Below are 12,618 nucleotides of genomic sequence, written 5' to 3' on the forward strand. Positions count from 1 at the left end.
AAGTTTTTCGATCCTTTCCCGGGCGGTGAGTTTGCCGCTTTCATGCTGCTTTGCTATGCGCTTTTCGCCGCCGCCCTGCTGGATGGTCTTGCGCCTTTGTCTCAAATCATTTAGCTTTTCATCTAATTTTGTCATAACGTTCCTCCATATGATTTTAAAAGTTTCGATATAAATTTCCGGTAAATGGTAAATGGGGGATAATTTAACCAAATATAGCTCTTACGAGTAAGAATCCCAGAGATGGAGCAACAAGAGTACCGAAGCCCGTATAAAAAGTGGCAGTCATTGCGCCATAGGGTACAAGTTTTGGATCAGTAGCCGCAAGTCCTCCGGCAACTCCGCTGGTGGTACCAAGAAGACCTCCGTAAACCATGGCAGCTGTGGGATTGTTTAAACCTATTACCGGAGCAATTATAGGTGTAATTATCATTGTCAGTACCGATTTAACCACACCGGCTGCTATGGATAGGGCAATTACTTCCGAACTCGCGCCAAGGGCGCTCCCGGTTACAGGTCCCACTATGAAAGTTACTGCACCGGCACCGATTGTAGTTATATCAACGGGGTTCTTAAAGCCTAATAATACTGCGGTTATTACACCGACTATAAACGAGAAAAAAACTCCTACGATCAATGATACAACACCTACCAGACCCGCTTTCTTTAGATTTTCAATCTTTACTCCATAAGCAGTTGAAATAATAGCATAGTCCCTAAGCATGCCCCCTCCCAATAAACCTACGCCGGCAAAAAGCTCTATATCGGCAAGGCCTTTTTTTCCTCCTGTATATTTTCCTGCTATATAGGCCAGAATGAGACCAATTATTATAGCAAATGCGGATCCCATCCTTTTCTGCCCTAGCGCATTTGCAATGTAATATGCCGCATACATCACAAGAGCAACAATACCTATAGCCCCCACCAGGCCGTATGATTTGAACAGTTCGCTTATTATACTGACTACCATATCATTTCAGCTCCTTCATATTTTGTTATTTCACGAGTTTTTTTCAGACGCACCTATTCTTGAAATAATAGGAATCAAAAGCATAGAGCCTATCGTTGCAAGGCCTCCTGCTAGAAATGCCACGGCACCGCCTTTAAAAGCCGCCACAACATTTTGGATGGAGGCCATAGCCACAACTATAGGGATATACAGAGAACTTACAAACTCTATGCCTTTACTGGTCTTTTCCGGAAAAGGTCTGCCTTTGGATTCCATATAATTGCTAATCAATACCAGCAATAACATTGCTATTCCTACTCCGCCCACATCTCCCTTAACACCTAACAATTCTCCCAGCAGATTTCCTAAAAAAGTACCGGCAAACATACACACGGCAATTATCCCGAGACCGTAAATTTCCATATTAACTCATCTCCTTTTAAATTACTTTATTTGCTCTTAAATTCTCTATTTCTTTCTTACTAAAACCAAGCATACCCGCTAAAATTTCTTCTGTATGCTGTCCGAGAAGAGGTGCGGGATTTTCAATCTGCCCCGGCGTTTCTGAAAATTTTATAGGAATTCCCGGAACTTTCATTTTTCCGGCCACAGGGTGTTCAAGTTCTACCAGCATCTCCCTTGCCTTTACCTGCGGGTCTTTTACCACCCGTTCGACGTCGTTTATGGGCCCACATGGTATACCGGCCTTTTCTAAAACTTCCAGCCATTCGTCTGTGGTTTTTTTGCTGAATATCTCATTCAGAATTGGTTCCAATTCATTCCAATTCTTTGTCCTGTCAGGGTTTGTCTTAAATCTTTCATCGTCTATTAACTCTGTTCTTTCTACTACGCTACAAAATTTGGCCCACAAGTTATCATTGCCTATGGCTATAATTACAAATCCGTCTTCAGTTTTAAAAGAGGAAAACGGAGTGATGGAAGGATGTCTGTTCCCGATGGGTTCCGGTGACTTACCGCTAACAAAATACCTGGCTATCGCATTTTCCAGGATTGCCACCTGGCAGTCTAGCATAGCAACATCCACCTTTTGCCCCTTTCCCGTTTTTTCACGGACATTAAGTGCTGCAAGAACACCTATGGCTGTAAACAATGCTGCGGTGATGTCGCCAATGGAGGCACCTACTCTAGTCGGAGGCCCACCCGGCTGACCGGTAATACTCATAATGCCTCCCATTCCCTGCACTATCACATCATAAGCAGGCCTCTGACTGTATGGACCTGTATGACCAAATCCGGAACAAGCAGCGTAAATAATTCTCGGATTGATTTCTTTTAAAACATCATAGCCTATTCCTAATTTGTCCATGGTTCCAGGCCTAAAATTTTCCACAATAACGTCTGCTTCTTTCACCAATTTTTTTAATATATCTACGCCTTCTTTTTTCTTAAGGTTTAATGTCATGCTTTTTTTGTTTCTGTTAATGCTCATAAAATAAGCGCTTTCATTTTTTATAAAAGGGCCAAAACTTCTGGAATCGTCGCCAACACCCGGTATTTCGATTTTTATAATCTCAGCCCCCAGATCCCCCAAAATCATTGTGGCAAAAGGACCTGCTAATACCCTGGATAAATCCAGCACCTTAATTCCTTCTAACGGTTTCAAAGCTGCTCCTCCTTTACAAAATAATTTCTACTGTAACTAAATTTTTTATGTTGTGCTATGATATCGTTAATAAGGAAGTCATCACCTCTCATCCTGATAAGTTAATCGATTCAATAGCTTGCAATGCCAATACTTTAAGCTGTATCTGGGCTTGTTTAGCACTGCCCTGTATTTATTCAGTGCAAAAAACATGCCTGTTATTCTTATGCTTTGAAAAGCTTATTTTTCTTGGGATTAAGCAAAAAACACGCTTTTTTATTTAAAAAAAAATGGTAACTTTTGAACTTAAAAGTTCAAAAGTTACCACTGTCTCTATCAATAATATCTAATTTTATCAATATATTAATATTATTTTTATTTACATATGGGCAGGTGCCGTATGATAATATGATAAATTATTATAATTCCTCTATTTTATGTTATATCTTTTTATTTTCCTTCTAAGGGTCAGGCGTGAAATACCCAATTCTTCAGCGGTTCTTGAAATGTTCCAGGAATTTTTTTTCAACGAGGTCAGTATAGCTTCTCTTTCAACGTTTTCAAGATTTAAATTTTTATCGTAATCTTCGTCCCCATCTTGAGTTAATATTTCTAAAGGTAAATCATCTTCACATATGACAGTATTATCTTCTTTAAATATCATGACTCTTTCTATAAGATTTTTCATCTCCCGGACGTTACCGGGCCATTTATATTTTTTTAATATTTCTATAGCTTCTGGAGAAATTCCCGGGATATTTTTATTTAGTTTATTGTTGTAAATTTTTATAAATTCTACAGCAAGAAGCTCGATATCCTCTAGCCGTTCCCTTAAAGGCGGTATATTTATAGGAACTACATTTAAACGGTAAAAAAGGTCTTCCCGGAATCTGCCTTCTTTTATTTCCTTTAGCAGATCCTTATTTGTGGCGCAGACTATATGTGCATCAAAAGTTCTTTCTTTATTGCTGCCAAGGCGCCGGAAAGTTTTTTCCTGGATTGTCCTCAATAACTTGGCCTGAAGGCTAAGATCCATGTCGGCAATCTCATCCAAAAACAAAGTGCCCCCATCTGCTTCTTCAATCATACCTTTTTTTGACACTTTTGCATCTGAAAAAGCTCCTTTTTCATAGCCGAAAAGCTCGCTTTCCTGGAGCGTTTTGGGTATGGCCGCACAGTTTAAGGCTATAAATGGTTTCTCGGCCCTTACCCCGCTATAATGTATGGCTCTTGCTATCACTTCTTTTCCCGTGCCGCTCTCCCCGGTGATTAAAACCGCAGTGCTGAAAGTCAAATTTGAGATCTTCTTAATGACTTCCTTTATTTCTGAAATAGCCTTACTCCTGCCGATTATAATACCGGTGTCTAGACTATTGTCACTTTTCTCAATCTGCCGCTTTATCATAAGATAATTGGCTGCCTGATTAACAGTATCTTTTATTTCATCCAGATCAAAGGGCTTTGTAAAATAATCATATGCCCCCATTTTCATAGCTTCTACCGCAAGCCTTACTTCACTAAGATACGTTATCATTATCACAAGGCATTCTTTTCTATACTTTTTTATCTCTTGTAAAACTTGAATACCGTCGATTCCCGGGAGTTTAATGTCTACAACGGCAATTTCAGGGTTATATTTTCTCAAAATTTCCAGACCTTCTTCGCCTGTTTCCGCTATATATTTCATGTCCCATCTTGCCGAGGCTTATCTGCAAAGAAAACCTTATGCTTTTTTCGTCATCTATTATCAATATTTTCATCTTTTTTCACCAGCTTCCGAAACACTGCAGGGTACTGCAGGCAGCAGGACTTCGATTTCAGTCCCTTTGCCGACTTCACTTTTTACCGCAATTTTACCACCGTTTTCTTTTACTAATTTATATGTTATAGCCAGACCCAAACCTGTACCTCCTTTTTTTGTAGTAAAAAAGGGCGAAAATATCTTTTCGATATTTTCCGGAGGTATGCCGATCCCATTATCTGAAATTTTAATTTGAGCGAATTTCTTTGAATTGTTATTGCCCGATTCGCCAACGGCTTTGCACTCTATCACTATCCTGCCATTCTGGCCCACCGCCTGAATGGCATTTATCAATATATTCAAAAAGCATTGTTTTATAGTTCCCCGATCAACAAAAACAGGTGGAATAAAAGGGTCTATCTTTCTGCTTACAATTATTTTTTTTGCAATTAAATCGGATTTTAACAGATTTAAAATATCTTCCAGCAAATCTATGATATTTGTCGCCTCCGGATTCAGTTTGCTGGACCTGCTGAAATTCAAAAAATTTATCACCATTTTATTTAGGTTTCCAACTTCTTCCTGCAGGATATTCATTATCTCAGTTCTTGTTTCATCATCCTGCCAGTTTTCATTTAACACCTGAAGCAAATTGGCAATACCGGCCAAAGGATTTCCAATCTCATGGATAATGCTTGCCGACATTTCTCCCAATGTTCTTATCCTGTCTTCTCTTTTTAACTCCTCTTCCAGCATCTTTATACGTGAAAGGTCTTTAAAAAGAATAATGGTTCCCAGAATTTCACCCTGCTCATTTATTACAGGCGATAGCGAAACATTTATAGGTATTTCATCATTATTTTTTGTAATCAAATTTGTTTCCACATCATCCATGTTCTGATTAAGGCTATCTATCAAGCCAATGTCAAATTTCGTGGCTTCACAAAATTTAAAAATGTGCTTATTGGTAAAATCGCTGCTTTTGAAACCGGTAATTTTTTCTGCTTCCTTATTAAACACTGTTATATTTTTTTCTTTATCAATTACAATGATCCCGCTGGCCGCACTTTCTATAATGTTATTTAAGTATTGCTGAATATTATTTACCTTTAAGTAAGAATTTTGCAATTCGTTCACATAACTTTTTAGTCGAATGCTCATATCGTTAAAGGCTCTGCTCAAGTCCCCGATTTCATCTTTTCTGTTTACTGGTATGCTTTCTATATTGGACATCCCTTTTTCTATATTCCTGACGCTAGTTACCAGTCTTTCTATTGGATTTGTAATGCTCATTGCCAGGAGGACGCCCGAAATAATAGCTATAAATATAATAACATATATGGAGCTTTTCAGCTGCCTTTTTAAATTCAGGGTTTGAGCAAAAACATCTTTTTCATACTGTTCCACCATGACCATCCAATCCACTTTAGGAACAAAACTGATAGCCGCAAAAACTGTATCTTTACCTTCCTTGTAATATCTAATCCCTTCACTTTTATCTTTTATGATATCTGCCAGCTTTTTCGAGGAAGACTCAAGATTTATCATAACTTCCGGTGAAGGCATTAATTTCAAAATAAGCTTTTTATCGGGGTGGACGGCAATCACTCCCTCCCTGTCAGTCACCCATATCCTGCCGTTAAATTCTCTCTGTATTTCTTCTACTATACTTCCAATTTTCTCAAGCGGTATGCCGGCGCCTATAAGTCCCTGCACCCGGCCATATTTATCGAAAACTGGAGCCGCGATGATGAAATGCGGTCTTCCAAGAACGCTGCTAATTAAAAGCCGGCTTACAAATGGTTTACCTGTTTTCATTACTTCATTAAAATAATCCCTGTCAAAATATGTCCTGTCCTTCACATGCTCGTTGGACGGTTTTGAGAACAGCATTCTTGCCTCAGAATTCATGTAAAATATTAAATCAAAATACGCGAAATTGTCGTATATTCTAAATATTTCATTTTCTATTTGCTCGAAGTTGTCATTACTCTGCGATGAAATATTGGCTGCCGTTACTACGGTTTCCGTAGCATCGGATAAAAACTGATAAATACGTTCGGATATCATTCGAGAAATCAGCAAATTTTTATCCAGTACTTCTTTTTGCGTGTTTTTTGTGGCAATAAAAAGAGAAAGGGCCCCGGTAACACTGACGGTAATGATGACCAGAATAACAATGAAAATTGGGATCTTTAATTTCAAACTAAAGTTGAAAAATTTCATTCTTTCCTTCCTTACCCAAATCTCTGATAGTCTCAATTTCCTTCTCTGCGCTTTAATTTCCCTGAATTAATCTATATATTTATGTTACACAAACCATCCACAAATGACAAGATTTTTCACAACCAAATTATGACGGCGAAAACACTCAAAAATAAAAAAGGCTGCCTTGAAAATGACTTTTAAGGCAACCTTTATTTAATTATTAAATTTAAATACAATTTTATTCTTGGTTTTCCTTACCTTACCTGAAATTTCAGATACGCATTTATAAAAACATCTATCTCGCCGTCCATTACGGCCTGGACATTGCCAACTTCCACATTGGTCCTGTGGTCTTTTACCAGGCTGTACGGGTGAAAGATGTAAGACCTTATCTGGCTGCCCCAGGCAATCTCTTTTTGATCGCCTCGAATTTTTTCAAGCTCTTCCTGCTGTTTTTCCTGATAAAGTTCGAACAGCTTGGCTTTCAATAATTTCATGGCGGTGTTCCTGTTGCTCTGCTGGGAACGTTCATTCTGGCAGGATACCACGATGCCCGTAGGAATATGAGTTATACGCACAGCCGACTCGGTCTTGTTGACATACTGGCCTCCGGCACCGCCGGCCCTGAAGGTGTCTATTTTAATATCCTCGGGCCTGATCTCAATCTCCACATCGTCGTCGATTTCCGGCATGACATCCACCGATGCGAAGGAGGTGTGGCGCCGGCCGGCCGCGTCGAAAGGCGATATGCGCACGAGACGATGGACGCCTTTTTCCGACTTCAAATAGCCAAACGCATTGGGGCCTTGAATTAATATCGTGGCGCTCTTTATTCCGGCTTCTTCTCCCGGCAAAACGTCCAGGGTGGTTACCTTATATCCCTTATCTTCCGCCCACCGGGTGTACATGCGGAGCAGCATCTCCACCCAGTCCTGGGCTTCAGTGCCGCCAGCCCCGGCGTGAAGCGATAATATGGCGTTGTTCCTGTCATATTTGCCCGAGAGCAGCGTTTCAAGCTTCATTCTCTCGAGCCTGTCTTTAAAGAGTTTCGTCTCCTCTTTTATTTCCTGCTCCAGTTCCGGTTCCGCAGTTTCAATGCCAAGTTCAATCAAGGCCTCCAGGTCTTCGTAATTTTTTTCCAATCGCAGGTATTTTTCCACTTTTTCTTTTTTTTCATTTAACCTCTGCAAAATCTTCTGGGCGTTTTCCGGGTCGTCCCAGAAATCCGGGACAGCGGTTTTCCGCTCCAGTTCCCCAATTTCTTCCTGCATCTTATCTATTTCAAAGAGAATCCCTCAGTTCGGATAAAACGGATCTCATAGATTCTACTTCTGCTTTATATTCCTCAAACATTTGCAAACCTCACTTCCCTTCTATAAGTTTTTGCAAGGTAAAGGCATTTACCCGGACATCTCTGGCAACGGGTGATTGACAAATTCAGGCGCTCTTACCATGGAACATCTGCATGGGAGCATAAACTATATTGTATCGGCTGCGAGTTGGAAGTTTCTTCAGCTCGCAAAGCGACCGCAGCACTTCTTGTATTTCTTGCCGCTGCCGCAGGGGCATGGGTCGTTTCGGCCTATTTTCTTTTCCTTGCGGACGGGCTGCGGTTTTTCGTCACTTCCTCCGTGGGAATAGGTAACGTTGTATGTCTTCTGCTGTCTCTGAGGAGCGGTTTTCACCTGCATTCTGAAGAGGTACCGCAGTGTGTCTTCCTGGATGTTTTTTATCATCTCCTGGAACATTTCATAGCCCTCTATTTTGTATTCCACCAGCGGATCTCTCTGGCCGTAAGCCCTGAGACCGATGCCTTCCCTTAACTGGTCCATGGCGTCGATGTGGTCCATCCATTTCTGGTCCACGACCTTTAGCATGATGAACCTTTCCAGTTCCCGCATGGTCTCGGCGCCCAGTTCGGCCTCTTTTCTCTCATAAGCGGAAAGCGCCTTTTCGATAATGCTCTGGCGCACATCCTCCCGCGACATTTTTTCAACGTCCCCCGGCAGGATTTCCCCTTTTATCTGGAAGATATCTGCCAGGTATTCCGAAAGGCCTTTCAGATCCCATTCTTCCGGATGAATTTCCTTTCCGGCATATATGTCCAGCAGCCTGTCGACAACCTGGACTATCATGTCTTTTATGCTATCTTTGAGGTTTTCCTCCTCCAGCACTTTCCGGCGCTGGGAGTATATGACCTCCCTCTGGGTGTTCATGACATCATCGTATTCGAGCACATGTTTTCTTATATCGAAGTTTCTGGCCTCCACCTTCTTCTGAGCGTTTTCTATGGCTCTGGTTATAAGCGGGTGCTCGATGGGCTGATCCTCTTCCAGCCCCAGCTTATCCATGATACCTTTAATGTTGTCCGAGCCGAAAAGCCTCATCAGGTCGTCTTCCAGAGATATATAAAACCTGGAAGAGCCCGGGTCTCCCTGGCGTCCTGCGCGGCCTCTGAGCTGGTTGTCAATCCGGCGTGCCTCGTGTCTTTCCGTACCTATAATATGAAGGCCTCCCAGTTCTGCCACACCTTCGCCCAGGACGATATCCGTTCCGCGGCCCGCCATATTGGTGGCTATGGTGACGGCGCCCTTCTGACCCGCTCTGGCCACAATTTCCGCTTCCTTTTCATGGTACTTGGCATTCAGCACCTCGTGGGGTATCCCTTTTTTCTTGAGCATGGCGCTCAGGAGTTCAGATTTTTCTATAGAGACGGTGCCAACCAGCACCGGCTGGCCTCTTCTGTAACACTCCTCGATTTCCCTGACCACCGCCTGAAATTTGCCTTTCTCCGTCTTAAATACCACGTCGGGATAGTCTACCCTTATCATGGGCTTATTTGTGGGAATAACAACCACATCGAGGCCGTATATCTTCCTGAATTCCTCTTCCTCTGTGGCGGCGGTGCCGGTCATACCGGCGAGTTTCCTGTACATTCTGAAATAGTTCTGAAAGGTAATGGTGGCAAGGGTCTTGCTCTCGTGCTCCACCTTGACTCCCTCTTTGGCCTCTATGGCCTGGTGAAGGCCGTCGCTGTACCTGCGGCCGAACATGAGGCGGCCGGTAAACTCATCCACTATAATGACCTGGCCGTCTTTTACAACGTAATCCCTGTCTATCTTCATCAGAGCATGGGCCTTTAACGCCTGCTGGAAGTGGTGCAGAAGCTCCATGTTCTCCTCATCGTAAAGATTTTCCACCCCCAGGAAGCTTTCGGCTTTTTTAATGCCCTTTTCGGTGGGCATTACGCTGTGGGCCTTTTCGTCAACGGTGTAATCCTCGCCTTCCTTCAACCTGGGTACGAACCTGGCGAATTTATAGTATATATCCGTGGATTCTTCCGCCTGGCCGGATATAATGAGCGGAGTACGGGCTTCGTCTATGAGAATGCTGTCCACCTCGTCGACGATGGCGTAGTTTAGTTCCCTCTGGACCATGTGCTCCTTGTAGAGCACCATATTGTCCCTCAGGTAGTCAAACCCGAACTCATTGTTGGTGCCGTAAGTGATGTCGGCGCTGTATGCCCTCTTGCGTTCTTCGTAATCCAGGCCGTGGACTATGAGGCCCACCTCCAGGCCGAGAAATTTATAAATCTTGCCCATCCACTCGCTGTCTCTTCGGGCCAGGTAGTCGTTTACCGTCACCACATGGACGCCGCGGCCCGTCAGGGCATTTAAATAGGCCGGCATTGTGGCCACCAGCGTTTTCCCTTCGCCGGTCTTCATCTCGGCGATGCGACCCTGATGGAGGACTATGCCGCCCAGCACCTGTACGTCAAAGGGCCGCATACCAAGGGTCCTCCTGGCGGCTTCCCTCACCACTGCAAAGGCCTCGGGCAGCAGGTCGTCCAGTGTTTCACCCTTTGACAGGCGCTCCCTGAACTCATCGGTTTTTTTCCTGAGTTCTTCATCGGAAAGCTCTGTTATTTTAGGCTCCCATGAATTGACCTCTTCCACTATTTTATTTAGTTTTTTTATCTCCCTTTCGTTGGATTTTCCCAGTATCTTATTTAAAATACCCAGCATGATATCACCTCATAACTTCCGGCATGTACCTTGCCAAAAGTCTTCTATTTCAAAAAAATTATATAAGGAACCCATTTAAGGTTCCTTCCTGAATTTATCTATATAATTTTATCACTTGTAGAACTTTTTTTCAACATAGCCTGCTGAATGGTAAAAAATATCCCCAGGCCCATAATAAAGTCGCCTATGCTGAATACTCTGGGTTTTGGATATGGCGGCGGGAGGGGTATAACATCTCCCAGAAATTTCAGCTTCGTGGCTGAATTTACGGCCGCATGGTACAGGTAGTTTCGGTCGAAGAGCAACAGCTTCAGATCGGCGAGTCCGGCAGTTTCGACGGCCTTCAGGGATACCGGCATCTTACCGCCGTTGACCGCAATGACCAGGAAATTTAAAAAGACTCCCAGCGCCACCGGCCGCATGGCTTTAATGTGCCAGTTGGAAGCAAGGCCGTAGAGCAAAGCTGCATAAGCCGCGGCGGCTATTATGACATTGTATTTTACTGCCAGTTCGTACAGTCGTCCCCTTAAAAAAAGAGGCAAATAGCGGATGATAAAGGACAAAAAAATAAACTCCACTTTTCTTAGCGGTATGGCGGCCAGCCCTCTGAAATTGCCCCTCCTTATTAAACCAACGGCAATGGATATCACTAAAAAATCAATCAGCATTAACCTTTATCCTCCCCTTTTTCACAGCACTTTTCAAAGCGTCAACGACCTCCGGCTTAAACTGAATGTTTGAATTTCTCTCTATCTCTACTAATGTTTCCTCGACGCTCCAGGCCTTTCGATAGGGCCTATCGGACGTCAGGGCGTCGAAGGCATCGGCCACCGCCAGTATGGCCGCTCCTAGGGGAATCTCCTCTCCCTGCAAACCCGCCGGGTAACCGGAACCGTTCTGTTTTTCATGATGAAACTTTATAAATGATGAGGCCCTGGCTAAAAAATCTATTTTTTCCACTATGCTCGCCCCCAGGATGGGGTGAGTTTTAATCTTTGAAAATTCATCTTCGGATAGCTTCCCGGGCTTATTGAGGATGGCTTCGGGTATGCCTATTTTCCCTATATCGTGAAGTAGGGCTGCAAAATTCAGGTTGTTCACAACATCCTGGGGCAGATTCATTTCCTCGGCTATTATCGAAGAATATTTGGCAACCCTCTCTGAGTGGCCGCGGGTATACGGATCTTTGGCCTCAATGGCCGTTGCCAGAGCCTGGACGGTGTCGAGGTATACTTTTCTCATATTCATGTACAGCTTAAAAGAGTGGCGAGCTACGAGCAGAGGAACCAAAAAAAGCAAAATTCCAAGACCACCAACATTTAGAAAGATTATCGCAAGAAGAATACCAAGTGGAGCGAGGGCAATATAATTTGGCAGGGCCCATTTAAAATTATTGAAAAAAATGCGTGATACAGGTTCTTTTTCAATCAATGACAAAGCAACAGTTACAAGACAAACGTTTATAAAAAGATATGTAAACGTTACTGCCATTATTCCCTGGAAATCGCGATAAAGGTTTATTTCGCCGGGAATGCCTCCCAACTTTTCGAAAACGAATCCTCCTGCCCCAACCATTACAACATATAGAGAGATATTAAATACCGCTTTATAAAATGACATGATTTTAATACGTTTTATTTCCGTAATAAGAGATGATAAAAAGACCATCAATATACTGGTCTTTGTACCAAAAATCAATAACGAACTTAATACAATGGCAAAGTCTACCGTAACTTCGGCTTTTTCTGGCAGGGGCACTGGCAGTTGTTGGGCAAAGATTAAAAGGCCGGTAAAAAGTAAAATCCCCACAGGCGATCTTACATCATCAAGATTCACGCTAGTCATTGAATAAAACAAAAGATACAGTGCGGAAATTACAATAACAAAAAAGTACATAAAAAACTGTATTGAGTATTTTTTCATAGCTTTATCACCTTGTTTATATGAAATAAGGGCCGACAAAAAAGTTTTTCAACTAAGGTCCTAATCTGAAACTGGCTCCACCGGCCAGAACCAAGGCGAAAAGAGCTAGTAAAATCTTTATCAGCGTGTCGTTAAGCTTCATTTTATAGCCTCCTTTTTCGGTTGCTCTGCT

Annotated in this window: 9 protein-coding genes; all 9 read right to left on the minus strand. The window is 42.7% G+C overall.

The window, feature by feature from the left end:
* Window positions 1-202 precede the first annotated feature (202 nt).
* Entirely contained in the window at window positions 203-967 is a 765-nt protein-coding gene (gene madM, locus ACKX14_RS11055; RefSeq protein ID WP_422447583.1) for a malonate transporter subunit MadM, read from the minus strand.
* A gap of 30 nt (window positions 968-997) precedes the next feature.
* Entirely contained in the window at window positions 998-1,369 is a 372-nt protein-coding gene (madL, locus tag ACKX14_RS11060; protein ID WP_422447585.1) for a malonate transporter subunit MadL, read from the minus strand.
* Between the two features lie 16 nt (window positions 1,370-1,385).
* Window positions 1,386-2,570, minus strand: coding sequence for a CaiB/BaiF CoA transferase family protein (locus tag ACKX14_RS11065; protein WP_422447587.1), 1,185 nt, complete (start codon window positions 2,568-2,570; stop codon window positions 1,386-1,388).
* 409 nt (window positions 2,571-2,979) lie between these two features.
* Window positions 2,980-4,236, minus strand: coding sequence for a sigma-54-dependent transcriptional regulator (locus ACKX14_RS11070; RefSeq protein ID WP_422447589.1), 1,257 nt, complete (start codon window positions 4,234-4,236; stop codon window positions 2,980-2,982).
* Between the two features lie 69 nt (window positions 4,237-4,305).
* Complete coding sequence (locus ACKX14_RS11075; RefSeq protein ID WP_422447591.1) at window positions 4,306-6,516, minus strand: ATP-binding protein; 2,211 nt, start codon at window positions 6,514-6,516, stop codon at window positions 4,306-4,308.
* Window positions 6,517-6,752: 236 nt separating this feature from the next.
* A protein-coding gene (gene prfB / locus ACKX14_RS11080; RefSeq protein WP_422447593.1) for a peptide chain release factor 2 occupies window positions 6,753-7,851 on the minus strand; the annotation gives its coding sequence in 2 pieces (ribosomal slippage) (window positions 6,753-7,790 and window positions 7,792-7,851; 1,098 coding nt in all).
* A gap of 158 nt (window positions 7,852-8,009) precedes the next feature.
* Window positions 8,010-10,523 carry a preprotein translocase subunit SecA gene (secA, locus tag ACKX14_RS11085; RefSeq protein ID WP_422447595.1) on the minus strand — a complete coding sequence of 838 codons (2,514 nt, stop codon included), beginning with the start codon at window positions 10,521-10,523 and terminating at the stop codon, window positions 8,010-8,012.
* Window positions 10,524-10,621: 98 nt separating this feature from the next.
* On the minus strand, window positions 10,622-11,191 hold the full coding sequence (locus ACKX14_RS11090) for a DUF5317 domain-containing protein (RefSeq protein WP_422447597.1): 570 nt from the start codon (window positions 11,189-11,191) through the stop codon (window positions 10,622-10,624).
* Window positions 11,181-12,446: an HD-GYP domain-containing protein gene (locus ACKX14_RS11095; protein ID WP_422447599.1), complete on the minus strand. Its 1,266-nt coding sequence runs from the start codon at window positions 12,444-12,446 to the stop codon at window positions 11,181-11,183. The genes ACKX14_RS11090 and ACKX14_RS11095 overlap by 11 nt, the downstream gene beginning before the upstream one ends.
* Window positions 12,447-12,618: the final 172 nt, after the last annotated feature.

Source organism: Thermorhabdus hydrogeniformans, assembly GCF_049310025.1.
In the GTDB taxonomy this organism is placed as follows: domain Bacteria; phylum Bacillota; class Thermosediminibacteria; order Thermosediminibacterales; family Tepidanaerobacteraceae; genus JBJYKD01.